Origin of the sequence: Amycolatopsis sp. NPDC005232 (assembly GCF_040607795.1) — a bacterium.
Taxonomy (GTDB): Bacteria; Actinomycetota; Actinomycetes; order Mycobacteriales; family Pseudonocardiaceae; genus Amycolatopsis.
Map to the genome: position 1 here is coordinate 240,766 of NZ_JBEXHL010000004.1, position 23,516 is coordinate 264,281.

General features: G+C 70.6%; 26 protein-coding genes. 15 read left to right on the forward strand and 11 right to left on the reverse strand.

Going from position 1 to position 23,516, the window contains the following annotated elements; genetic code table 11:
• Nucleotides 1–119 precede the first annotated feature (119 nt).
• A complete protein-coding gene (locus ABZU76_RS10605; RefSeq protein ID WP_354867240.1) occupies nt 120–563 on the reverse strand; it encodes a MarR family transcriptional regulator in 444 nt (147 codons plus the stop codon).
• Between the two features lie 48 nt (nt 564–611).
• On the opposite strand from ABZU76_RS10605, the gene ABZU76_RS10610 reads away from it, so the two are divergent.
• Together ABZU76_RS10610 and ABZU76_RS10615 are read left to right on the forward strand one after the other, a co-directional pair.
• A complete protein-coding gene (locus ABZU76_RS10610) occupies nt 612–1,076 on the forward strand; it encodes a DUF1579 family protein (protein ID WP_354867243.1) in 465 nt (154 codons plus the stop codon).
• A gap of 8 nt (nt 1,077–1,084) precedes the next feature.
• Nucleotides 1,085–1,945, forward strand: coding sequence for an alpha/beta hydrolase (locus tag ABZU76_RS10615; protein WP_354867246.1), 861 nt, complete (start codon nt 1,085–1,087; stop codon nt 1,943–1,945).
• 29 nt (nt 1,946–1,974) lie between these two features.
• Here ABZU76_RS10615 and ABZU76_RS10620 read toward each other — a convergent pair whose 3' ends face one another.
• Entirely contained in the window at nt 1,975–2,412 is a 438-nt protein-coding gene (locus ABZU76_RS10620; RefSeq protein ID WP_354867249.1) for a hypothetical protein, read from the reverse strand.
• A complete protein-coding gene (locus ABZU76_RS10625) occupies nt 2,403–3,218 on the reverse strand; it encodes a 2-keto-4-pentenoate hydratase (protein ID WP_354867252.1) in 816 nt (271 codons plus the stop codon). Before ABZU76_RS10625 ends, ABZU76_RS10620 begins: the two co-directional genes overlap by 10 nt.
• A 121-nt stretch (nt 3,219–3,339) precedes the next feature.
• On the opposite strand from ABZU76_RS10625, the gene ABZU76_RS10630 reads away from it, so the two are divergent.
• The 3 genes from ABZU76_RS10630 to ABZU76_RS10640 all read left to right on the forward strand — a co-directional run bounded on the left by ABZU76_RS10630 (nt 3,340) and on the right by ABZU76_RS10640 (nt 4,916).
• Nucleotides 3,340–3,843, forward strand: a complete 504-nt coding sequence (locus ABZU76_RS10630; protein ID WP_354867254.1) for a VOC family protein — start codon at nt 3,340–3,342, stop codon at nt 3,841–3,843.
• Between the two features lie 37 nt (nt 3,844–3,880).
• Complete coding sequence (locus ABZU76_RS10635; protein WP_354867257.1) at nt 3,881–4,282, forward strand: CoA-binding protein; 402 nt, start codon at nt 3,881–3,883, stop codon at nt 4,280–4,282.
• A gap of 76 nt (nt 4,283–4,358) precedes the next feature.
• Entirely contained in the window at nt 4,359–4,916 is a 558-nt protein-coding gene (locus tag ABZU76_RS10640; protein ID WP_354867259.1) for an NUDIX hydrolase, read from the forward strand.
• Nucleotides 4,917–4,922: 6 nt separating this feature from the next.
• Here the strand turns inward: ABZU76_RS10640 and ABZU76_RS10645 are convergent, their stop codons facing one another.
• The 4 genes from ABZU76_RS10645 to ABZU76_RS10660 all read right to left on the reverse strand — a co-directional run bounded on the left by ABZU76_RS10645 (nt 4,923) and on the right by ABZU76_RS10660 (nt 9,575).
• Nucleotides 4,923–6,323, reverse strand: coding sequence for a phosphocholine-specific phospholipase C (locus tag ABZU76_RS10645; RefSeq protein ID WP_354867262.1), 1,401 nt, complete (start codon nt 6,321–6,323; stop codon nt 4,923–4,925).
• A complete protein-coding gene (locus ABZU76_RS10650; RefSeq protein WP_354867264.1) occupies nt 6,320–7,462 on the reverse strand; it encodes an NHL repeat-containing protein in 1,143 nt (380 codons plus the stop codon). The genes ABZU76_RS10645 and ABZU76_RS10650 overlap by 4 nt, the downstream gene beginning before the upstream one ends.
• A gap of 68 nt (nt 7,463–7,530) precedes the next feature.
• Nucleotides 7,531–8,199 carry a response regulator transcription factor gene (locus tag ABZU76_RS10655; protein ID WP_354867267.1) on the reverse strand — a complete coding sequence of 223 codons (669 nt, stop codon included), beginning with the start codon at nt 8,197–8,199 and terminating at the stop codon, nt 7,531–7,533.
• A 2-nt stretch (nt 8,200–8,201) separates the two neighbouring features.
• The gene (locus ABZU76_RS10660; RefSeq protein WP_354867270.1) at nt 8,202–9,575 is read right to left on the reverse strand and encodes a HAMP domain-containing sensor histidine kinase; all 1,374 of its coding nucleotides are present in this window, start codon (nt 9,573–9,575) and stop codon (nt 8,202–8,204) included.
• 235 nt (nt 9,576–9,810) lie between these two features.
• Between ABZU76_RS10660 and ABZU76_RS10665 the strand changes: the two genes are divergently transcribed.
• The 3 genes from ABZU76_RS10665 (at nt 9,811) to ABZU76_RS10675 (ending at nt 13,591) form a co-directional block, all read left to right on the forward strand.
• The gene (locus tag ABZU76_RS10665) at nt 9,811–10,584 is read left to right on the forward strand and encodes an IclR family transcriptional regulator (protein ID WP_354867272.1); all 774 of its coding nucleotides are present in this window, start codon (nt 9,811–9,813) and stop codon (nt 10,582–10,584) included.
• A 344-nt stretch (nt 10,585–10,928) separates the two neighbouring features.
• A complete protein-coding gene (locus ABZU76_RS10670; protein ID WP_354867275.1) occupies nt 10,929–12,611 on the forward strand; it encodes an L-lactate permease in 1,683 nt (560 codons plus the stop codon).
• 110 nt (nt 12,612–12,721) lie between these two features.
• The gene (locus tag ABZU76_RS10675) at nt 12,722–13,591 is read left to right on the forward strand and encodes a nuclease (protein WP_354867278.1); all 870 of its coding nucleotides are present in this window, start codon (nt 12,722–12,724) and stop codon (nt 13,589–13,591) included.
• A 10-nt stretch (nt 13,592–13,601) separates the two neighbouring features.
• On the opposite strand, the gene ABZU76_RS10680 is transcribed toward ABZU76_RS10675, so the two are convergent.
• From ABZU76_RS10680 to ABZU76_RS10690, 3 genes are read right to left on the reverse strand one after another with little or no spacing between them, the layout of a single operon-like run.
• Complete coding sequence (locus ABZU76_RS10680) at nt 13,602–14,852, reverse strand: RNA polymerase sigma factor (RefSeq protein WP_354867281.1); 1,251 nt, start codon at nt 14,850–14,852, stop codon at nt 13,602–13,604.
• Between the two features lie 54 nt (nt 14,853–14,906).
• A complete protein-coding gene (locus tag ABZU76_RS10685; RefSeq protein ID WP_354867283.1) occupies nt 14,907–15,257 on the reverse strand; it encodes a YciI family protein in 351 nt (116 codons plus the stop codon).
• Complete coding sequence (locus tag ABZU76_RS10690; RefSeq protein ID WP_354867286.1) at nt 15,257–15,685, reverse strand: YciI family protein; 429 nt, start codon at nt 15,683–15,685, stop codon at nt 15,257–15,259. The genes ABZU76_RS10685 and ABZU76_RS10690 overlap by 1 nt, the downstream gene beginning before the upstream one ends.
• A gap of 135 nt (nt 15,686–15,820) precedes the next feature.
• Here ABZU76_RS10690 and ABZU76_RS10695 point away from each other — a divergent pair, with 135 nt between their 5' ends.
• The 6 genes from ABZU76_RS10695 (at nt 15,821) to ABZU76_RS10720 (ending at nt 21,197) form a co-directional block, all read left to right on the forward strand.
• Nucleotides 15,821–16,843: a small ribosomal subunit Rsm22 family protein gene (locus ABZU76_RS10695; protein ID WP_354867288.1), complete on the forward strand. Its 1,023-nt coding sequence runs from the start codon at nt 15,821–15,823 to the stop codon at nt 16,841–16,843.
• Nucleotides 16,844–16,847: 4 nt separating this feature from the next.
• Complete coding sequence (locus ABZU76_RS10700) at nt 16,848–17,435, forward strand: dihydrofolate reductase family protein (RefSeq protein WP_354867291.1); 588 nt, start codon at nt 16,848–16,850, stop codon at nt 17,433–17,435.
• 184 nt (nt 17,436–17,619) lie between these two features.
• Nucleotides 17,620–18,507: an SDR family NAD(P)-dependent oxidoreductase gene (locus ABZU76_RS10705; protein WP_354867294.1), complete on the forward strand. Its 888-nt coding sequence runs from the start codon at nt 17,620–17,622 to the stop codon at nt 18,505–18,507.
• A 23-nt stretch (nt 18,508–18,530) separates the two neighbouring features.
• Nucleotides 18,531–19,289 (forward strand): maleylpyruvate isomerase family mycothiol-dependent enzyme, encoded by a 759-nt coding sequence (locus ABZU76_RS10710; protein ID WP_354867296.1) that lies wholly within the window; start codon nt 18,531–18,533, stop codon nt 19,287–19,289.
• An 82-nt stretch (nt 19,290–19,371) separates the two neighbouring features.
• On the forward strand, nt 19,372–20,532 hold the full coding sequence (locus ABZU76_RS10715; RefSeq protein ID WP_354867298.1) for a histidine kinase: 1,161 nt from the start codon (nt 19,372–19,374) through the stop codon (nt 20,530–20,532).
• Nucleotides 20,533–20,546: 14 nt separating this feature from the next.
• The gene (locus tag ABZU76_RS10720) at nt 20,547–21,197 is read left to right on the forward strand and encodes a response regulator transcription factor (RefSeq protein ID WP_220244737.1); all 651 of its coding nucleotides are present in this window, start codon (nt 20,547–20,549) and stop codon (nt 21,195–21,197) included.
• On the opposite strand, the gene ABZU76_RS10725 is transcribed toward ABZU76_RS10720, so the two are convergent.
• Nucleotides 21,078–21,659, reverse strand: coding sequence for an RDD family protein (locus tag ABZU76_RS10725; protein ID WP_354867301.1), 582 nt, complete (start codon nt 21,657–21,659; stop codon nt 21,078–21,080). The genes ABZU76_RS10720 and ABZU76_RS10725 overlap by 120 nt on opposite strands.
• Before the next feature lie 157 nt (nt 21,660–21,816).
• On the opposite strand from ABZU76_RS10725, the gene ABZU76_RS10730 reads away from it, so the two are divergent.
• Nucleotides 21,817–23,514 (forward strand): alpha/beta fold hydrolase, encoded by a 1,698-nt coding sequence (locus tag ABZU76_RS10730; RefSeq protein WP_354867305.1) that lies wholly within the window; start codon nt 21,817–21,819, stop codon nt 23,512–23,514.
• Nucleotides 23,515–23,516: the final 2 nt, after the last annotated feature.

Genomic DNA, 23,516 nt, shown 5'->3' on the forward strand with positions numbered 1-23,516 from the left:
GCCCTCGGCACCCTCAGCCGGAGGTGGGAACGCGTGATCGAGTAGCCGAACATGGCGTCCACCTTCTTTCCGTTCGTGAGGGTGCTGGGCGGTACTCAACCGGGTGGGGGCTGGGGTGGTCAACCGGTTTTCACCTCGGTGAGGCGCTCGCGCAGGCGGTGGAGCGTGCGCAGCGTGATCTCGAGGTCTTCGGGTGACAACCCGGCGGCCACGGCGTCGGCCCACCGGACGCGGCGGGTCTCCAGTTCACGAAGGGCCTTCCGCGCCGCAGGGGTCAGGTGGAGCAGGGGCGCGCGGGCGTCAGCGGGGTTCGGCGCCCGGGTGAGCATTCCGTTGCGCAGCAAGCGGTTCACCGTTTCCTGCACGCTCTGCCGGCGCAAGCCCCGGCGGCGGGCGAGGTCGGCGGCCGTGGTGGGCCCGTCTTCGAGGAAGCCGAGGACCTGCCACTGGGCGGCGGTGAGGCCGACCGGGGCGGTGAGGGCATCGCCGGTGGCGAGGAGGGTGCCGTTGGTCAGGAAGACGTCGTTGACGAGCTGGGTGAGGCGCTGCGCCCGGTCGGTCATGCGTGCTAGCGTCCCATATTGACAGGCACCTGTCGAAGGGAGAACGGCATGGAGATGCCACGAAGAGGCGAGGCGCACGAGGCGCTGAGCGCGTTGGTCGGGGACTGGGCCGGGGTCGAGGAGCTCGAGGCCTCGCCCTGGGCGCCCGCGTCGACGGCAAAAGCGAAGGCCGAGTACCGGGCCGCGCTGGACGGGTTCGCGGTGGTGCAGGAGTACGTCCAGACGCGGGAGGACGGCAGCGACTTCCTGGGCCACAACGTTTTCACCGTCGACCCGGCCACGCAGGAAACGCTCTGGTACGGCTTCGACAGCTACGGCTTCCCGCCCGGCGAGCCCGGGCGCGGCGGGTGGCGCGAAGGGACCCTTCACCTCGAGAAGCGCACCCCGCGTGGCGTCGCGAGGCATCGGCTCCGGCCGGAAGGCGACACACTCACCCACGAGATCGACGTGAAGATGGGCGACGCCGCGGAGTTCAGCCCGTTCCTCCGCGCCCGCTACGTACGTACGCGGTAAGAAGGGGCATGAGCGAGTCGACCACCCAGGCCAACGGCGTCACCCTCTGCCACGAGGAGTTCGGCGCCGCGACGGCCCCGCCGCTGGTGCTGATCATGGGCCTCGCCGCGCCGATGACCTGGTGGGACGACGACTTCTGCGAGCAGCTCGCCGGCCGCGGCTTCCGCGTGATCCGCTTCGACAACCGCGACGCCGGGCGCTCGCAGCGCATGACCGGGCGCGCCGACGTCGTGCGCGCCTACCTTCTGCGCGCGGCGCCGTACTCGGTGGCCGACATGGCCGACGACACCGCCGGCCTGCTCGACGCCCTCGGCATCGAGCGCGCCCACGTCGTCGGCGCGTCGCTGGGCGGCATGATCGCGCAGACGCTCGCCATCCGGCACCCGGGCCGCGTCCGGTCGCTGACGTCGATCATGTCCACCACCGGCAGCCGCTTGATCGGCCACCCGAGCCCGCGCGCGGCCGCGTCGATGCTGGCGCCGCAGCCGCGCAGCCGCGAGGAGTACGTCGAGCTGCTGGTCAAGACGTTCCGACTCATCGGCTCCCCCGGCTACCCCTTCGACGAGAAACGCATCCGCGAACGCGCCGAACGCACCTTCGACCGCGGCGTCAACCCAGGCGGCGCCGCGCGCCAGCTCGCCGCGATCCTCTCGACCCGCGACCGCACGGCTGCCCTGCGCCGCCTCACACTCCCGTCACTCGTCATCCACGGCGCGCGCGACCCGCTCGTCCACGTCTCCGGCGGCCGCGCCACGGCCCGCGCCCTGCGCGCAGACCTTGACGTCGTCCCGGGCATGGGCCACGACCTGCCGGAACCCGTGTGGCCCCGCGTGCTGGACGGCATCGCGCGGGTGGCGGCACAGGCCTGATCACCGTCCGAAGTGGACAAGATCAGTGGTTACAGCGTGATCACACCCAGGTGCGTGAAGTGCGCGGCCAGCCGGGAATCGGGACGGACCTCGACCGGTTCGGTGAGGCCACCGGTCATCACGAGCAGACCTTCCACTGCGTCGACACCGGCCAGCGCCTGCGCCGGGTGGCCCACCGCGGCCCCCGTGGCCGTGTCGACGATCTGGCCGTCGACTTCCAGCAGCACGGCTTCCAGCGTGAGGTCGAGTCCGTCCGGCGAGATCCCGACGGGGCCGAGCCGGACGGCCGTGACGGCACCGTCGTCGAGCAGCGCAACGCCGCCATACACACGCGAGACGGCTTCGAGCGCGGTCACCCCGGGACCGACCACACCCTGAACCAGCCGGAAAACCAGCACCGGCTGCACCCGCATCCGGGCAGCCACGGGAACCACGGGCGCCGTGAGCATCTCGTCCGTCAACAGCACGCGTCCTCCTCGGCTGCGAACACCGCGGTCACACTGCCGAGCCCGGCCATCGTCGCGACGACCGTGTCCCCCGGCCCCACCGGAAACGCGCGCGTCATCGACCCCGGCAGCACCACGTGCCCCGGCTCCAGCGTCACGCCGAGCGGGCCGACGGTGTTGGCCAGCCACACGAGCGCATTCACCGGCGAACCCAGCACGGCGCCGCCGGCGCCGGTCGCGGCGAGCGTGCCGTTCACGTGCAGGGTGCAGCCGGTGAGCCGCAGGTCCACGTCAGCCAGGGCCGTCGGCCGGCTGCCGAGCAGGACACCGCCGGACGAGGCGTTGTCGGCGATCGTGTCGAACAGCGAAATGCGCCAGTCGCGGATGCGCGAGTCGACGATCTCCAGCGCCGGCAGCACGAAGTCGACGGCCCGCACGACGTCGGCCACCGTCACACCCGGCCCACGCAGAGGCGCGCCGAGTACGAACGCGATCTCCGGCTCGATCCGCGGCTGCAGGAACAGGCCCGCTGGGATGGGCTGGTGTTCAAGGTGGAACATCGAGGCGGTGAGGTGGCCGTAGTCGGGCTGGTCCACGCCCATCTGCCGCTGCATCGCGGCCGACGCGAGCCCCACCTTGTGACCGCGCACGACGTCGCCTGCCTCGACCCAGCGGCGCACAAGCTCGAGCTGGATCCGGTAGGCGTCCTCGGCCGTCCCACCCGCGAACGGCTCGACGGGCTCTCGCCGTTCGTGGGCCCGGACCAGGCTGTCGACGACTTCGCGCAGGTGCTCCACGCCGTCGAACTCTCCCGGACCGGCCGGCACCGGCCAAGGCGTTCGTTCCACTGGACGGCACGCCACAGTCTCTCGCGCAGAAACTTCTTGCGCGCGAGAGATTTGAAGAGTAGGTTTTGAAGCATCAGCCCCAGAGAGGACGTGACCGGAAATGGCACCCACCGAGACAGACGTCGCGAAGCTCACCGAAGCCCGTGACCAGCTGCGGGACAAGCACCTCCACCCGGCCGCCGTCCGGCCCACGACCGCGGGCCGCGGCATCCACCACACCGCGCTGCTCTCCAGTGACGTCGAGCGGACGATCAACTTCTACCAGGACGTGCTTGGCTTCCCGCTCACCGAGCTGATCGAGAACCGCGACTACCCCGGCTCCAGCCACTTCTTCTTCGACGTCGGCAACGGCAACGCGGTCGCCTTCTTCGACCTGCCGGGCCTCGACCTCGGCCCGTACGCGGAGGTCCTCGGCGGCCTGCACCACCTCGCGCTCTCGCTGACGCCGGAGAATTGGGCCGGCGCGCGCGACCGCCTCGACAAGGCAGGCGTGAAGTACCTGGAGGAGAGCGGCACGTCCATCTACTTCACCGACCCCGACGGTGCGCGCATCGAGCTCATCGCCGACGACCTCGGTGAGATGTACGGCTCGAAGATCGGCTGACGCGGAATCCTCCTCTTTCGAACGGCGTTCAATCGACATGCAACCTGAAGAAATCCTCGCGAACGCCACGACGGTCGCGGTGGTCGGCCTGAGCCGCGACCCGGCGAAGGCCGCGCACGGGGTGCCGGCCACGCTGCAGGCCCACGGTTTCCGCATCATCCCCGTGCACCCGTCGGCCACGGAGCTGCTCGGCGAGAAGGTCTACCGGTCCCTGAAGGACATCCCGGAGCCGGTGGACCTCGTCGACGTCTTCCGCCCGGCCGCCGAGGCCCCGGGGATCGCGGCCGACGCCGTCGCCATCGGTGCGAAAGCGCTGTGGCTGCAGCAGGGCATCGTTTCCGCCGAGGCGAAGCGCATCGCGGAGGAGGGCGGGCTCGAGTACGTGGAGAACCGCTGCACCGCGGTGGTCCGCGCGGTCGCCGCGATCTCGAAGAACTGATCGCGGCCTGCCTAGGGCATCATCAACGCGTAGCAGCGTCCGCCGGCCGAGGCGCGCTCCTGGCCGGCGAGGCACCGTGACCGACGAACAGCCCCATCACCGCGGCGACCGGGCCGTTTTCGCCGAAGACCTGCGTGCCGACGGCGAACCGGAGGCCGAGTTCAACCCCGGCATCTCCGGGCGGCTGCCCCGGAAGAACGTCGCCGCCGGCGCGCTCGTGCGCGACGATCAGGGCCGGGTGCTGTTCGTCGACCCGACCTACAAGCCATTCCTGGAGATCCCCGGGGGCATGGTCGAGGACGACGAGTCCCCGCTCGCGGCCTGCCACCGTGAGGTCCGGGAGGAGCTCGGCCTCGAGCTCAAACTGGGGCGGCTGCTGCTCGTCGACTGGATGCCGACGCACGGCGTCTGGCGCGACAGCCTGCAGCTGATCTTCGACGGCGGCACCCTCAGCCACGCGCAGATCCGGGCCATCGACCCGGCCGGCGACGAGCTCGGCGGCTTCGAGTTCCTGGACCTGGACGCGGCCAGGCCACGGCTGCGGCCGTCCAAGTCCAGGCGCGTGACACTGGCGCATCAAGCCCTGCTCTCTGGCGAGACTTGCTACGGAGAGTTCGGCCGCCCAGCGCAGTAGCGCAGCTCAGTTCGGCATCGACTGCGGCCCTGTCGGGACCGACGGCGCCGGGTTGTCGCGGACCTGGACCTGCGCCTGCAGCAGGTCCGCCGTCGTCGCCGGGTAGTGCAACGCGCGGTTGTCGCGCGGGTAGCGCGAAGGCTGCCGGTCGAACCGGAACGCCGACGTCAGGTCACCGACGGTACGGCGGCGCCAAGCGCTGATGTGCGGCTCCCGCACGCCGAACCGCGCTTCGAGCAGCCGGATCAACGACGTGTGGTCGAACGTCTCCGAGCTCACGTACCCGCCGGCCGTCCACGGCGACACCACCACGGTCGGCACGCGGAACCCGAGGCCGATCGGCACGCCGCCGACGAACTCGTCCGGGGTGCCGGCGGGCGGGGTCGGCGGGGCGACGTGGTCGAAGTACCCGTCGTTCTCGTCGTAGGTGAGGATGAACGCCGTCTTGGCCCACACGTCCGGGTTGGCGGCGATCGCGTCCAGTTTCGACGCGATGTACTGCGCGCCCGCCGCGGGCATCCAGTTCGGGTGCTCGGTCTGCGCCGAGGGCGCCACCAGCCACGAAACGGCGGGCAGGTTGTCGTTGCGGGCGTCGTGCTCGAACCAGCCCGCCGACTTCTTCACCATCGCGTTCTTGTGGAGCGGCGACGACTTCGGCGCGTCCGCGAACTGGCGGAACCAGGCCAGCGCGTTGTCGTCGTAGTTGTCCTCCTCCTGGTAGATCCGCCAGGAAACGCCGGCCTCGGTGAGCCGCTCCGGGTAGGTCCTCCAGGACAGCGCCGGGTTGTCCGACGACATGAAGTTGGTGTTCGCGGGTCCGCCGGCGGTGCCGTGCGGGTCGATCCAGCCGGTCCACATGTAGAGCCGGTTGGGGTTCGTCGGGCCGATCACCGAGCAGTGGTAGTGGTCGCAGACCGTGAACGCCTCGGCGAGCGCGAAGTGGAACGGGATGTCGTCGCGGTCGTAGTAGGCCATGGTCTTGGCACCCTTGGCCTCGATCCAGCGGTCCATTTTCCCGTTGTTCCACGCGGTGTGCTGGTCGGTCCAGTCGTGCGGGAGACCGGGTGTGGCCTGCGCGCTCGTCTCGCGCGTGTTGTAGCGGAACGGCAGCAGGTAGCCGTCCGGGTGGCCGCTGTAGGGCTGCTGGAAGACGGAGTTGCCGCCTGCGAGTTTCAACGCGTGCGGGTCGACGAAGCCGCGCACACCGTCCATGGTGCCGAAGTAGTGGTCGAACGAGCGGTTCTCCTGCATCAGGATCACGATGTGCTCGATGTCCTCGAGCCGCCCCGGCCGGCGCGCGGGCTCGGCCAGCGCCTTGCGGACGTTCGCCGGCAGCGCGAGCGATCCGGCGGCGGCCGCGGCGGCCGCGGCAGCGCCCAGAACCCGGCGCCGGGTGAACTCGCTCACGCTCTCACTCCAAAGTGGACGATACGATCGTTTCCGGTGTCCGCCACGAAAATGCGGCCCTGGGCGTCCACTGCCACGCCGAGCGGGAAGCTCAAGGCGCCGGGACCGTCGGTGCCGAACTCGGCACGGTACGGGCCGGTGGTGCGGAACTGCGCGACCCAGCCGTAGTCGGGGACGGTCACGTACGCGTCGCCCTGGGTGTTGAGCGCGACGCCCGCGGGGTTGGACAGGCCGCCGAACTCGCTGTGCTGGCCGCCGCCGATCGAGCCGATCGCCTTGCCGTCGCCGGAGTAGTGCACGACCGCGACGCTGCCGCTCGCGGCGCGGCCGTTCTGCACGATCCACGCGCCGCCCGCGCCGTCGCTGACGATGCCCTGCGGCGAGCTGACCTTTTCGGTGATGTCGGTGAGCGCCTTGCCCGTATGGGTGTCGAAGCGGGCCACGCGCTGGTGGCCGGTGTCCGAGACGAGCAGCCGGCCCGCGGTGTCGATGGCGACGCCACGCGGGTTGTCGAGCTTGCCGGCGCCGTACTCGCGCGCGAAGCCGCCCCACCAGGAGTACTGGACCACGCGGTTGTTGCCGGTGTCGGCCACGTAGACGTTGCCCGCGTGGTCCACGGCCACGGCCTGCGGCGCCTTGAACCGGCCGGCGAGCACGCGCACCAGCCGGCCGTCGCGAGTGAAGGCCTGCACGCGGTCGTTGCCGGTGTCGGCGACCCAGATCTGGCCCCGTGCGTCGACCGTGAGGCCGGCCGGGCTGCTGAACTGCGACGGTCCGCGGCCGCTGCGCCCGAACGCGCCCTGGTACACGGGCGGCGGCGTCTGCGGCGTCGGGCGCACGACGAAGCGCACGGGTTCGGCGAGCCAGGCGTAGCCGTCGTTCGCGAGGTAGAACGCGACGTAGTTCCCGGGGCCGAGAGAGCCGGTGGAGAACGAGACGGTGCCGGTCGCGAGCGGGGTGTACTCCCACAGCGTCGACGGGCCGACGTAGGACTGGTCGACGGGACCGCCGCCCGGGTCGGAGTAGAGCCCGACCCAGTTCTTCGGGGTCACCGACGACTGGGGCGTCGTGTAGGTGAAGGTGATCAGCTCGCCCTGCTCCACGGAGGGCGCACTGCTGACCAGGGTGCCGGTAGCCACGGGCACAGCATCCACTGGCACGGTCGTACCAGGAAAGCCGGGGTGGTGGGTGTTCAGGAAGAGTTCGCTCAGGTGACGAGCCGGTAGCCGACCCCGCGCACGGTCTCGATGGTGTGGGTGCCGAACGGGGCGTCGATCTTGCGCCGGAGGTAGCCGACGTAGACCTCGACCACGTTCTCGTCGCCCTCGTAGTGCGCGTCCCACACGTGACCGATGATCTCGTTCTTCGTCAGCGCCGCGCCCTGGCGGCGGAGCAGGAACTCGAGCAGACCGAACTCGCGGGCGGTCAGGTCGATCCGCCGCTCTCCCCTGTGGACGGTGCGGGCGGCGGGGTCGAGTTTGAGGTCGCCGGCCGCGAGCACGGCGGGGCGGGCGGGGGCACCTCGTCTGAGCAGGGCCCGGAGGCGGGCGACGAGGACGACGAAGGAGAAGGGTTTGGACAGGTAGTCGTCGGCGCCGAGGTCGAACGCGTCGGCCTCGTCGTACTCGCCGTCCTTGGCGGTGAGCATGAGGACGGGCGTCCAGTTCTCCTTGGCCCGCAGGCGTTTGAGGACTTCGTAGCCGGAGAGCTCGGGGAGCATGATGTCGAGCACGACGGTGTCGTAGTCGTGCTCGGTGGACGACCACAGGCCGTCGGGTCCGGTGTGGACGACGTCGACGGTGAACCCCTCCGCGACGAGTCCCCGGCGCAGGGTTTCGGCGAGCTCGCGCTCGTCCTCGACGATCAGCAGCCGCACGGTCAGTCCTCCTCGAGGCAGGGCAGTTCGATCCGGAAGTGGGCGCCCGGATAACTGGGGTCGGTGACGTCCACATAGGACGCTTGGCCGCCGTGGCGCGCGGCAATGCCCGCGACGATCGGGAGGCCGAGGCCGGTGCCGCCGTGGCCGCGCTGTCGCGAGGCGTCGAGCCGGACGAACCGTTCGAAGACGCGCTCGCGGTCTTCGGGCGCGACGCCGGGGCCGTCGTCGCTGACCTCGACCACGGCGGTGTTTTCGTGGACCCAGCTGGCGATGCGGACGCGTTCGCGGGCGTGGCCGCGGGCGTTGTCGACGAGGTTGCGCACGGCCCGTCTCAGCTGTGCTTCGCTGCCACGGACTTTGGCCGGCCCGGCGCGGACCTCGATCGTGACGGGACCTTCCGCGCGGATGCGCCTGCCCTCGGCGCGGACGATGTCGTCGAGGTCCACTTCGGTCGTGGCGGGGCGGTCGGTGGTGTCGTCGGTGCGGGCGAGCATGAGGAGGTCGTCGACGAGTTCACGCAGGCGCGCGGTTTCCCGGGTGATCACGGGGACGAGCTCGCCGGTCGTCTCGGGGTGGCGGCCGGAGACGTCGAGGGCGGTGCTGATCGTCGAGAGCGGACTGCGGAGCTCGTGGCTGGCGTCGGCGACGAACCGGCGTTGCGCGGCTTGGGCGGAGTGCAGCCGGGTGAGCATCTCGTTGAGAGTCACGGCGAGGCGGTGGACCTCATCGTTACCGGGTGGCAACGGGACTCTCGCGGTGAGGTCCCTTGTGGACACTTCGGCGACGGTGCGGCGCATGCGTTCCACCGGCCTCAGTGCCGCGCCGACGGATCGGTGGACGGCGAATCCGGCAATGGCGAGGACTGGCAGGGAAATCAGGGCCAGCAGAAGGGTGAGCCGGGTCGAGGCTTCGGTGACGGGTTCGAGGGATCTCGCCGAGATGACGATGTAAGGCCCACCCGGTCCCCTGACGCCTTGGGAAACGACGCGGTAGTCGGCGCCGTCGCCGTTCAGGTCCAGCGGCAGGGTTTCGACGGTTTCCCGGCCGGGCTCCGGCCGGTTCGCGGTCAGCGGCGGGTGGCCGGTGATGGCGGGGTCGCCGGCGATGGGCGTGCCGACCTTGTCGAGCACCTGCGTGACGGCCTCGGTGTCGCCGGTGCTGGCGACGTCGCTGGCGGAGAGGTCGCGTGAGCCTTCGCGGACGAGCTGGATGGCGACCTGCCGGCCGGTGCTGCGCGCGCTCTCCGTCACGCTGCGGTCGAGCGATTCTTCGAGCAGCACGACGACGACCACGCACGCCACCGCGATGGCCAGCGCCAGCACCACCACCGCGACGGCCGTGGTCCGCATCCGGACACCGATCACCGCTCGCACGTACGCAGGGTAACGATTTCCGGGCCGGGTGCCGGCGGCTGTCCTATTCGGACTTGTGAATGATTTGTTAGTCGTCCTAACGATCGGAGGTTGAACCATTCAGGGCAACCTTGACCTGCCATAATACGAAAGTAGGTCAAGATCTTCCGTCCATACATCCGAGGTGTTAGCGTCCAACCCCGCTTAGCGGAAACACGTGCCGATGAGCGGGAATTTGGGCGAAGGGGCGAACGACGTGACGGAACGAGGGCTGGACCAGAGCGGCACGCTGGAGCGAGGGCTCGCGGTGCTGGAACACGTGGGGCAGCACCAGGAGATTTCCACCAACGCGATCGCGAGGCAACTAGGGCTCTCGCGAAGCGCGGCGTACCGCATCGTCGGCACTCTCAAGCGGCTCGAATACCTCGAAGCGGACACCGTGACCGGCCGCGTGCGCCTCGGCACGCGCCTCGTCGAACTCGGCGCCCGCGCGATGGCCGCGACCGACCTGCACCGCTGCGCGCCGCGCTACCTGGCGTCCCTGGCCGAACGCTCGGGCGAGACGACCTACCTCGCCGTGCCCGACAACGACACCATGGTCTACGTCGCCACCGAGCGCAGCGCCAGCGCCGTCACACTCGCCTGCCGTCTCGGCACGCGCCGCCCCCAGCACGCGACCTCGCTGGGCAAGGCGTGGCTCGCGGCGTTGCCGGAGATGGACCGGGTGGAGCGCGTGCGCCGCATGAAGCTCGACAGCCTCACCCTCAAGACCATCATCGACCCCGGCCGGCTCCTCGACGACCTCGCCCGCACGAGCCGCCGCGGGTGGGCCATCGACGACGTCGAGAATGAGCCTGAAGTGGGTTGCGTCGCCGCCGCCGTCCGCGACCACTCCGGGCGGCCCATCGCGGCGATCAGCGTGGCCGGTCCGGCGCCCCGGGTGCTGCGCCGCGTGGAGGAACTGGGCGCGACCGTGGCGGGGACGGCTGCGGCGCTTTCGCTTCGGCTGGGGTACGTCCGGAGCCGGTAGGGCTCCTCGTCTCGTCCCAGCCCAGCTCCGGCTCGGCTTCGGTCCACCCGCGACCGACAGCCCTCGCGCCGGCTGCCACCGCGACCGGCTCGACCCTCCGCCGGGCTCGTGCCGCGGCAACTCCGCGCACCCCAGCCCGAGCCAGCCTGACACACGCCAAACCGGTCGCCGTCGTGACCAGTAAACCCGACCCACCCCAGGCTTGGCTCCGGCCGCAGCCGAAACACCCGCCGCCAGCGTTGGCCGGCTCGGCATCCGCCGTGGTCGGCAGGAAACGAAACCCCTGGGTCTCCCGGAACCGCCGCAGTCGGGAGGGCCGGACGGATCAGCGAAGGGGCTGACGCGTGACCTGGATCCAGGATTACCAACCGGCGGGCGGGCTGTGGGTGTCCGCGGTGCTCGCCGCGCTGCCGATCATCGTGTTGCTGGTGGCGCTGGGCGTCGTGAAGCTGTCGGCGCACCTGTCGGCGGCGTTGGCGCTCATCACGGCGCTCGGGGTGGCGCTGCTGCTCTACCGGATGCCGGTGGGGCTCGCGCTCGACTCGGCCGTGATGGGCGTGGTCTTCGGCGTGTGGTCGGTGGCGTGGATCGCGTTCCACGCCGTGTACTTCCACAACGTCACGGTGACCACGGGCCGCTTCGACAGCATCAAGCGCGTGCTCGCCGGGTTCAGTGAGGACCGGCGGCTGCAGGCGTTGCTGATCGCGTTCAGTTTCGGGGCGCTGCTGGAGGGCGTCGCGGGCGGTGGGTCGCCGATTGCGATCACGGCGGCGATGATGGCAGCGCTCGGGTTCCCGCCGGTGAAGGCCGTGGTGCTGGCGTTGCTGGCGAACACCGCGCCGGTGGCGTTCGGCGGGCTCGGCAACCCGTTGATCGTGCTGGGCCGCCTCACCGGGCCGATCATGCACCTCAAGCCGGAAGAGGCGACGGCCGCGTTCTCGTCGATGGTCGGGCGGCAGGTGCCGTTCCTGGCGGTGATCATCCCGGCCTTCCTGATCGTCGTGCTGGCCGGCTGGAAGAAGATGCTGGAGGTCTGGCCCGCCGTCGTCACGGCCGGGCTGGCGTTCGCGCTCATGCAGTTCGCGGCGTCGAACTACATCAGCGCGAGCCTCGTCGACGTGCTCGCCGCCCTCGCCGCGATGGCCGCGCTGTACGTGCTCACGCGGTTCTGGCAGCCGAAGACCGTGTGGCGTTTCGAGGGCGAGGAACCCGTCAAGTCGGCGAGCCTGGGCGCGGCGAAGTCCGAACCTGGTGCGCTCTACGCGTGGATGCCGTACGTGATCCTGATCGTCGCGATCTTCCTGTCGCGGATCGGCACGATCTTCGCGCACCTGCCCGTGTGGTTGGACCTCACGAAGCTGCTGCACAAGGCCGACTGGGTGTTCGCGTGGCCGGGGCTGCACAACCACGTGATCCAGCATGCGCCGATCACGCCGAAGGACACGCCGTACGCGGCGACGTTCACCGTCGACTTCCTCTTCTCCCCCGGCACGATCGCGCTCATCGCCACTGTGATCGCCGGCTTCGCCATGGGCGCGCGGCCGAAGCAACTGGTGCAGACGTACCGCAACACGTTGCACCAGATGCGCTGGGCGCTGGCGACGATCTTCATGATCCTGGCCATCGCGTTCGTGATGAACTACTCCGGCGCCACGCAGACGCTCGGCCTCGCGCTGGCCACGACCGGCGTGCTGTTCCCGATCTTCTCCGCCTACATCGGCTGGCTCGGCGTTTTCCTGACCGGCTCCGACGCGTCGACCAACAGTCTTTTCGGGCCCATGCAGGTGATCTCCGCGCAGCAGTTGCACCTCAACCCCGTGCTGGCCGGCGCCACGAACACGTCCGGCGGCGTGATGGGCAAGATGATCTCGCCGCAGAACCTGTCGATCGGCGCGACGGCGATCGGGCAGAGCGGCAAGGAAGGATCACTGCTGCGCCAGACGTTCCTGTGGTCGCTCGCCCTCACCGCCGTGGTCGGCGTGATCTCACTGCTGCAGGCGACCATACTCGGTTTCATGATCCCCTGACACGGTTTCAGCGTTTCCGGGCAACCAGTCACCGTCCACTGTAGGCGGTGACTGGGCTGTCCGGATGAAAACCGGACACACCCGGCTCTGCGCGACCTACCGTGGTGCACATGCCACTGACGCTGATCAAAGGCACGTTCCAGCTGCTCGGTGCCGCACCGGACGGCGACTCCGTCCGGTTCTACCCCGACGACCCTTCCGCCACGAAGAAGGCCGGCCTGCGCGTCCGCCTCAACTCCCGTGGCGGTATGCAGCTGCGCCTCGACGCCATCGACGCGCTCGAGACCCACTACCGTCCGCGTGGCGGCGAGATGCTGCACCAGCCCGCCGGGCTCGGCGACGCCGCGGCCGACCGGCTCGTGTCACTGCTGGGTTTCACGTCCGTCATGCGGGGCGAAGGTGGCATCGTCACGGCGGCGAAGCCGGAGAAAGTCGCGGGGCACATCCTCACGCGCTTCGCCGACAAGTACGGCCGCGCGGTCGCGTTCGCCTTCCCGGGTCAGCGGCCCGGCCGTTCAGTGGACGGCAGCGAGGTGTTCCTCGATACGAAAACGCTGAAGAACTCGGTGAATTTCCAGTTGATTTCGGAGGGTCTCACGTATCCGACGTTCTATTCGCTGTTGTACGTCGATCTGCGCCAGGCGCTGGCCGATGCTGCCTCGTCCGCGCGAGCGTCGGGGAGCGGTGTGTGGGCAACGGACGTGACCACTGAGGGTTTTCGGCTCCGGTCGCGGGCTCAGCTGCAGGATGAGCTCGTACTACTGCCCAAGCTGTTCCGCCGACTGGCCGATTACCTTGCTCTGGACGAGACGGGCGGCGTCTCGCTGGCCGGCTTCGCCCACTTCCTCGACACGCGCGACGACCGGTTGTTCACCGTCCCGGAAGGACAGTCGACGGAGCTCGCGACTCTGGTGGAGGTGAAGCGGCAGACGGTGAAACTGGTGGTGCCGCCGGAACGAATCGTGTTCGTGGAAGCGTGAAGAACGCCGATCAGCAAGCCGCCGCTCGGTCGAGCAGCAGAGTGCGCTCGCGTGCGTTCCCCGTCATGTCCGCCGCGCGTTCGAACTCCGCCTTCGCTTCGGCCAGACGGCCCAGCTTCACCAGAAAATCCCCCCGGACACTCGGCAGGAGGTGGTAGTTCTTCAACGCCGGCTCGTCCTTCAGCTTGTCCACCAGCTCCAGCCCGGCCTCAGGCCCCTCGGCCATCGACACCGCCACCGCCCGGTTCAGCTCGATCACCGGCGAAGGCGTCAGCTGCGCAAGCCCCGTGTACAACGCGGCGATCCGCGCCCAATCCGTTTCCTCCGGCACCCGCGCCCGGGCATGACACGCGGCGATCGCCGCCTGCGCCGAATAGGGCCCGTAAGCACCCTCGGCCAGTTCCTCCGAACGAGCCAACGCCGCAAGCCCACGACGGATCAGCAACTGGTCCCAACGACCCCGATCCTGCTCCATCAACAACACCGGTTCCCCGGACGGCCCGGTCCGCGCGGCCGACCGCGAAGCCTGGATCTCCAGCAGCGCCGCCAACCCGTGGACCTCGGGTTCCGTTGGCATGAGCCCCGTGAGCACGCGGGCCAGCCGGAGGGCGTCTTCGCACAGGGCGGGGCGCAGCCAGTCGTCGCCGTGGGTGGCGGAGTAGCCCTCATTGAAGATCAGGTAGATGACTTCCAGCACGGACGACAGGCGGGCCATCCGCTCTTCGCCGACGGGGACCTCGAAGGGCACCTTCGCGTCGGCCAGCGATTTCTTCGCGCGCACGATCCGTTGCGCCACAGTGGATTCCTTGACGAGGAACGCGCGGGCGATCTCATCGGTGGTGAGGCCGCCGAGCATGCGCAGCGTGAGGGCGACGCGCGCCGGAGTGGGGAGCACCGGGTGGCAGGCCGTGAAGACCAACCGGAGGATGTCGTCCTCGATGTGTTCCTCGTCGAGGACCGCGTCGAAGTCGTCGAGGTCCGGCTCGAAGACCTGCTGCTCCCGGCCGAGCTCGTCGAGCTTGCGGCCGAACGTCTCGTTGCGGCGGAACTGGTCGATGGCGCGGCGTTTGGCGGTGGTCATCAACCACGCGCCGGGGTTGCGCGGCACGCCGGTCTCCGGCCACTGCTCCAGAGCGGCGACCAGCGCGTCCTGCGCGAGCTCCTCCGCGAGCCCGACGTCGCGCACCATCCGCGCGAGGCCCGCGATCACCCGCGCCGACTCGATCCGCCAGACCGCCTCCACGGCACCGTGCGTCTCCACGGGCCCATCAGACAGGCTGGCCCGCCCGAGAGCAAGCCTCGGGCGGGCGCGGCGTCACGGAACGAGCGGCCTGATCTCGACGACGCCCGCCTGCAGGTCGGGGTTGGGCGCGCGCTTGAGCAGCTCGACGATCTCCGCCACCGACTCCCCCTGCAGGACCCACAGCCCGGCCACGAGCTCCTTCGTCTCCGCGAACGGCCCGTCCACCACCTGCGGCTGCGGCTCGCCGTCGAAGTAGACCAACCGCGCGCCCTTCGAGCTGGGGGCGAGGCCCTCGGCCTGCACGAGGTGCCCCGACGCCGCCAGCTCTTCGTTGAACTTCGTCATCTGCGCCATCAGCTCGGCGCTCGGCATGACGCCGGCCTCGGAGTCGGCGTTGGCCTTGACCATCGCGAGGAAGCGCATCACGCGTTCTTCGCGGCTTCCGCGCGCAGCTTCTCCTCGGCCGCCCGCAGCTCCGGCGTCAAGTTGTCGCCGAAGTCCTCGGCCTCGGCGATGCGCCGGATCTCGATCTCATGGTGCGCGCCGTCCGTGTTGGGCACGCGCTTCACCCACTCGATGACCTCTTCCTTCGACTTCACCTGCAGGATCCAGAAGCCGGCCACGAGCTCCTTGGACTCGGCGAACGGGCCGTCGATCACGGTCGGCTCGGTGTTGCCCGCGAAGCGCACGCGCGCACCGTCGGCGCTCGACGTGAGGCCCTCACCGGCGAGCATCACGCCCGCCCGGACGAGCTCCTCGTTGAACTTGCCCATCTCGGCGAGCATCTCGGTGGTCGGCAGCTGGTTGGCTTCGGACTCTTCGCTCGCCTTCATGATCACCATGAACCGCATCGGGAGATCCTCTCTCTGTGGTCTTGCCGTCACGCTTACGTCGAACGGGCGGCCACTGGATCGACAAGGCCCCCGAACTTTTTCCCCGCGGCCGAAACTAGCAGGTCAGGCACCTACCCGGGGGACAAATCGGGCGTGGGAGAATTCTCGGTCGTGGCGCACCTCCCCGACGACCTGCGAACCGCCCTCGACCACGAGCTCGGCCGCTTCCCCGAATCCCGGCTCGCCCAGGCGGTCGACAAGCTCAGCTCGCGCTACCGCTCCGGCGAAGCCGCGACGTCGCCGATCCTCACCTCGGAGCTCGACGTCGCCGCCTACGCGGGTTACCGCATGCCGGCCACGTACTCGGCCGTCAGCTCCGTGCTCAGCGAAGTGGCGGCGGCCGCGCCCGAGTTCGCGCCGCGCACGCAGCTCGACGTCGGCGGCGGCACGGGCGCGGCGATCTGGGCCGCGGCCCGCGCGTGGCCGACGCTGGAAAAGTGCACCGTCGTCGAGCAGGTCGCCGGCGCGCTCACCCTGGGCCGGAAACTCGCGGCGAGCGCCGCGGACGCGGCGGTCCGCGGGGCGACGTGGCAGCGCGGGCTGATCGATCCGTCGTCGCCGCTGCCGGCCGCCGACCTGGTGACGCTGTCGTACGTCCTGGGTGAGCTGCCGGAACGCACACGCGACGAGGTCGTGCGCTGGCTCGCCGCGTCGGGTGGTGCGGTGGCGCTGATCGAGCCCGGCACGCCCGCCGGGTTCGCCCGCGTCCGCGCGGCGCGCGACGTGCTGCGCGGCCTCGGCCACACGGTGCTCGCGCCGTGCCCGCACGACGACGAGTGCCCCGTCAAACCCGGCGAGGACTGGTGCCACTTCGCCGCGCGTCTGCCGCGAAGTGGCGTGCACCGGCGCATCAAGGCGGGCACGCTGGGGTTCGAGGACGAGAAGTTCTCCTACGTCGTCGCGGCGCCGGCGGGCGTCGCGGCCGACCGCGCCGACGCGCGGATCCTGCGGCACCCGCGCAAGCACAAGGGCTTCGTGCAGCTCGACCTGTGTACGGTGGATGGCCTCGCTTCCGGCGTCACCGTGTCCAAGCGCCACGGCCCCCGCTACCGCGCCGCGCGCGACGCGGAATGGGGCGACGCTTGGACCACGAACACCGGGACCACAAAGGAGTAGTCCGATGGGGAAGGTCGTCGCGGAGATCAGCATGTCGCTCGACGGTGTCGTCGCCGGCCCGGGCACGGACACCGACAACCGCCTCGGCCGCGACGGCGAGCTGCTGCACACCTGGATGGCCCACGGCACCGAGGCCGACCACGACGTGATGGCCGGGTTTTTCACCGGCACCGGCGCGTTCGTGCTCGGGCGCACCACGTTCGACATGGGCATCGACGTCTGGGGCCCGGACGGCGCCTTCGAGCGGCCGGCGTTCGTCCTCACCCACCGCACGGCCGAGCCGCTGGAGCGCGGGAAGACCACGTTCACCTTCGTCACCGACGGCCCGGAAGCCGCGCTGGCTCAAGCCCGAGAAGCCGCGGGCGAACGCGATGTCTTGCTGATGAGCGGCTCGGCGATCAGCCAGTACCTGCGCCTCGGCCTCGTCGACGAGCTGCGGCTGCACCTCGTGCCCTTGCTGTTCGGCGACGGCGTGCGGCTGTTCGACGACCTCGCCGACCACCGCGTGGCACTGGAGCGCACCGACGCCGTCACCACGCCGACGATGACGCACCTGACCTACCGCGTCACCTCTCTCGTACGCACGGCGTAGCTGCCGGTGCCCGAGTGAGTAGCACAGTCGTTCCTTTCCCGGGCCGGGAAAGGAAAAGCCCGAGGCCGACGGACACAACGTGTTTCCGAAAGCCTCCACCACCACCCCGCTGGTGCCGACGCGAACCCGCTCCTCCTAGCCTCGCGCTCGGCTTCCCCCACCGCGCGAGTTCCTGGAGTTGCAGGTGAAGGCTGTCCGTCGCTGGTTCGTCACCGGAGCCTCACGCGGCTTGGGCCGGGCGCTGACCGAGGTCGTGCTCGATCGCGGCGACCGGGTCGTCGCCGCGGTCCGGCGGCCCGAGAGCGTGGCCGACCTCGAGCAGAAGTACGGCTCGCAGATCGAGGTCGAGCAGCTCGACGTCAGCGACCTCCCGGCGATCGACGAGGTCCTCGGCCGGGTGCTGGCCCGCGGGCCGCTCGACGTGGTCGTGAACAACGCCGGCTTCGGCGTGATCGGTGCCCTCGAGGACCAGAGCCCCGAGCTCGTGCAGAGCCAGCTCACCACGATGCTGCACGCGCCGATCGCGATCACGCGCGCCGTGCTGCCCGCGCTACGTGAGCACGGCGGCGGGCACATCTTCCAGATCTCCAGCATCGGTGGCCAGATGGCCTTCCCCGGCAACACCGTCTACAACGCGGTCAAGTGGGGTCTGGAGGGTTTCAGCGAGTCGCTCGCCCAGGACGTGGCCCAGTTCGGCATCCGCGTCACCATCGTGGAGCCGGGTGCCATCCGCACCGACTTCCACCACGCGGCGAGCTTCCCCGCGGGAAATCCGGCCTACCAGGAGGGCGCGGTCGCGGCCGTGCGCGGCTACTTCCGGCCTCGACCTCTACCAGGGCGACCCCGGCAAGGTCGCCGGCGCGATCCACGATCTCAGCACCCAGGAGAACCCGCCGCTGCGGGTTCCGCTGGGCAGCGACGCCTTCGACGCGTTGTCCGCCACGCTGCAGAGCCGCCTCGACGCCCTCGCGCCGCTGGAGACGCTCGCCCGGTCCGTGGCCATCGACCCGGCGCCGGAAGAATCCTGAGCCACCGTGTCCGGTCGGCGGCACCGGCGCCGACTCCGTGGTGAAGCGAACCGAAAGGACGACCACCATGGATTTCGAACGCCGGGCCGCCGAGATCGTGGCGCAGACCGAACTGCTGCAGGCCACGGCGAGAGGCGCCGACCTCGCGACGCGGATCGCGGCGTGCCCGGACTGGAGCCTGGGCCAGCTGCTCAACCACGTCGGCGCGGGGCACCGGTACGCCGAGGGAATCGTGCGCACGCGCGCGTCCGAGGCCCCCGCCGATGACTACCTGCGTAACCCGGGCCACGAGGTCCGGCCGGGCAGCTGGCTCACCGACGGCGCCCGGGCCCTGGCGACGACCTTGCGCGACGCCGGGCCCGACGCCGAGGTCTGGACCCCCGTCCCCGCCGGCGCGCCGCGGGCCGCCTTCTACGCCCGCCGCTTCCTGCACGAGACGGCCATGCACCGCGCCGACGTGACGCTCGCCCTCGGGCAGAGCTTCACGCTCGACGGCGACGTCGCCCACGACACCCTGGACGAGTGGCTGGAACTCGGCTCCCTGCCGGTGATGTTCGACTACTTCCCCGAACGCCGCGCGCTGCAGGGACCCGGCCACACGATCCACCTCGCGCCGACGGACCACGCGGCGTCGTGGACCGTCGACCTCACCGGCGACCTGCCCGCGTGGCACCCCGGCGCCGTCGGGAACCCGGCCGTGACAATCAAGGCGCCGCTGACCGACCTGCTGCTGATCATCTACGCCCGGGTGCCCGCCACCACCGCGAAGCTCACGGGCGACACGGCGTTCCTCGACACCTGGCTGTCGCTGGTGAGTTTCGGCTGACCGCCCGGCTCAGCCTCACGGCCGAGGCACTTCGCACCCGCGCAGGAGGCGAAGCGCGCCCCGGCGCGAGACGATCAGGACCATGACCACCCAGCGTGTGGGCCCGCGCATCGCTCTGGTCGCCGAGATCGCGGCGCTCGGTGTGCTCGTGGTGCTCGACGCCGTGGTGTTCGCGCGCTCCGGCCCGGCGCAGGGCACGCTCGCGCTGATCGCCGTGGACTTCGCGCCCGGGCTGGGGCCCGTGGTGGCCGTGCTCGCGGTGCTGCGCCGCCGTTTCCCGGATCACGTCGCGCTCGTGGCGACGGCGGTTTCGTGCCTGTCGCTGCTCGGCACGGCCGTCACGGCGGGCGTCGCGGCGCTCGGGCAACGGCTGCCGGTGCAGCCCAGCGGTGCGGAGGCGCTCGCGATCGCGCTGGTCGTCGGCGCGTGCTGCCACCGGCTGCAACGCCCGCCCGCCGCGACGTTGTCCGTCCTCGGTGGGATCGCGGCCGTGACGGCGCCGGTGTTCCGCTACGGCATCGGCTCGCCCGCGGCGCTGTTCTCCGCCGCCGCGGCCGTCGCGTGGGGTGCGGCGCTCGCGATCGGCCTGCTGCTGCGCGACGCCGACGCGCGGGCCCGCGCCGAAGCCGTCGAGGTGCGCGCGGCGGAGCGGCTGAACCTCGCGCGCGAGCTGCACGACCTGGTCGCGCACCAGATCACCGGCATCGTCGTGCGCGTGCAGGCCGCGCACCGCGTGACCGAACGGCAAGGCGGCGACACCAGTGCGTTCTCCGAGATCGAGCAGGCGGGCGCGGAGGCGTTGGCGTCGATGCGCCGGCTCGTCGGCACGCTGCGCACCGACGGGGAGAACTTGTTCAGTCCACCGTCCGGGCTCGCTTCGGCCGTGGACCGCGCGGTGCCCGACGACGGCACCGTCACCCTCGACGTGCCCGACGACCTCGGCGGCCTCAGCGCGACGCCCGAGGTCGTGACCACCGTCCACCGCCTGATCACCGAGGCCCTCACCAACGTCCGCCGCCACGCGCCGCGCGCCACCGAGGTGCGCGTGAGCGTGCGCCGCGACCAGCGCGACCTCGTGGTGGAGGTCGGCAACGACGGCGCCGCAAAGCCGACGCGTCCCGGCGGCTACGGCTTGATCGGCATGACCGAACGCGTCACCGCCGTCGGCGGTACGGTTTCCGCGGGCCCGGCGGCCGGGCACCGCTGGCTGGTGGCCGCGCGGCTGCCGCTCGAAACAGCCTGAGCAGGAGGAACCCCGTGCCGGTGACCGTGTTGATCGCCGATGACCAGGCGATGGTCCGCACCGGCTTCCGGCTCATCCTCGAAGGCGAGCCCGACATCGAGGTGGTCGGCGAGGCCGCCGACGGTCAGGACGCCGTACGGCTGGCGCGGCAGCTGCGTCCCGACGTCACTCTGATGGACATCCGCATGCCCGGCGTCGACGGGCTGCAGGCCACGAAACTCTTGGCCGGTCCCGACGTCGCCGATCCGCTGCACGTCGTGATGGTCACGACCTTCGGGCTCGACGAGAACGTCCACGCGGCCTTGCGCGCGGGCGCGTGCGGATTTCTCTTGAAGGACGCGGGCGCGACGCTGCTGATCGAAGCCGTGCACGCAGCTGCGCACGGCGAAGCGCTCGTCTCCCCGGCCATCACCACGCGGTTGCTGGCCCACTTCGTCGGCAGCGCCGGCAAAGAACGGTCCGAACCGGACAGTCCGCTCACGAACCGCGAGCTCGACGTGGTGAAAGCCGTGGCGGGCGGCCAGACCAACGCCGAGATCTGCGAGTCACTCGTCCTGTCGCTCTCCACCGTGAAGACTCACCTCGCGGCCGCCCAGCGCAAGCTGCGGGCTCGCAACCGCACCGAGATCGCCATCTGGGCCTGGGAGACCGGGCTCGTCCGCTGAGGCCGAGGCCGGCACACGAGCCGGGACACGCACGACCAGCGTTCCCGCGACCAGGTCACCAAGGCGTTGCCGGCGCGGGCTGACCAGCATGATCACCACGCCCGCGAGGCCCCAGCAGAACCCGTCGACCACCATCAGCACCGCGCGGATCACGTAGGCGCGCAACGGCGGCTGCCCGCCGTCCGGCAGCACCACACGGATCCGCAGCCAGCGCATTGCCGGCGTCTGCCCACCGTGGCGGTGCGGCCACCAGATCTCGAGGTACAGACTCGCGGCGATCCAGATCCCGAACGTCGCGAACGCCACGATCTTGATGAACGTGAGCAGTGAGCCGGGCGGGGGCACGTAGAGCACGACGAGCACCGCGACCACCGCCACGGGCACGGTGGCGAGCAGCTGGTCGAGCACGCGCTGCACGACCCGTCGGCCCACCACGCCGGGGCCGGGCGCGGGAATGGTCATGCCGCCAGTTTCCCCGCTGCGGCAGCACCGCGCGCGTTGGCCCGCCTCGTTCGCACGGCCGAGGCGGCACCGGAAGTTCGTACCCGAGGCTGATCGCCGGCCTCCGCGCGCACACGAGACTCGACGGCAAGCGGATCACGGACGAAAGGACTTCCCTGTGCGAACTCCCAGAGCAGTACTGGTCGCGGCGGTCATCACCGCCACCGCGGCCGCCACGGTCCCGGCGGTGGCGACCGCGGCCGAAGACCCCTACACGAGCCAGAAAATCACGTGGGGCGACTGCGCGTTCAAATCGGCCACCGGGGCGAAACCCGCACAATGCGCCGAAATCACCGTGCCGCGCGACTGGGCGAACCCGTCCGCGGGCACCGACCTCAAGGTGTCGATCAGCCGCGTCGCGGCGACCGGTGCGCGCCACGGCGCGATCCTCGTGAACCCCGGCGGCCCGGGCGGGCAGGGCACCTCGCTGGCCGGCCAGCTCGCCGGGCTCGAGCCGACCGTCAACGCGCAGTACGACTTCATCGGCATGGATCCGCGCGGCACCGGCCAGGAAGGCAGCAGTGACAAGGGTTTGTCGTGCCAGGTGCCCACGGGCCGGCTGCCCGGCACCGCCCTCGACGCCCGTGACCGCTCCGCCGCCAGCATCGCGGCACACCAGGCGACGCCGCGTGCGATCGCCGAGGCCTGCCAGAGCGACGCGCTCACGCCGTACATCACGACGTGGCAGACCACGCACGACATGGACCTGATTCGCACGCTGCTGGGCGACCAGCAGCTCAACTACCTCGGTTACTCCTACGGCACCTGGCTCGGCGCGAAGTACGCGTCGATGTTCCCCGAGCACGCGGGCAAGATCGTGCTCGATTCCAGCGTGAACTTCGAAGGCCGCCTGCAGGCCGACTTCGAGGCGTTCCCCGAGGTCGACCAGCGCCAGTTCGACGACGTGTACGTGCCGTGGCTTTCCCGTCAGTTTCCCGACCAACTGGGCAAAACCCCGGAAGCCGTGAAGCAGAAGTACGAACAGGTGCGTGCGTACTACGCGGGCAAGGGCGTGTCACCGGACAACTTCGACCACATCTTCGTCGGCAACGGCAGCAAACTGCAGTGGCTGCTCGGCGCGCTGGTCTTCACGCAGGGCGAAGCTGCGCTGGACGGCACCGACCCGGCGCCGCCGAAGGACCTCGCGGCCGACCTCGACGCCGAGTCGCGCACCGCGTTCGGCGTGCCGGCCGCGGACCTGACCGTGGCGAAGGTCGTCGCGGCGACGCCCGACTACGCACCGGTGGGCGGCACCCGCTACGCCGTGGCCTGCGGTGACCAGCCGACGCGTTCGGCGGCTTGGTACAAGAACCTCAGCGACCGCCAAGGTCCCGTCGACCCGCTGTACGGCTGGTCCTACGGGCTCAGCGAGCCGTGCGGCTACTGGTCCCCAGCGCCGCGGCACGAGCCAGCGCCGCAGCACGAACTGCCGGACCTGCCGGCGTCGGTCGCGAGCCACGTTCTCGTGGTGCAGGGCGAGTTCGATCCGCAGACCGGCTACGAGCAGGGCCGCGCCGGGGCTCGTGCGGCCGGCGTGCCGCTGATCTCCGTGGACGACGCGCCCTTCCACGGCGAGTACGCGATCAACGGCAACCCGTGCGTCGACGGACTCGTGAACACCTTCCTCACCAAGAACTCACGGCCCGCCTCGACCACGTGCCCCGGTGTGCCACTGCCCGGCGAGGACGAGGTGCACCCCGTGGCCGGGCCGGTCGACCACCACGCCGGCGGCGTCGCGACCGAGGTGCGCGACACGCTTTCGCACCTGCGCCAGAGCGTGCAGGACCTGATCCGCGACTTCAACTCCGGGAGCTAGAC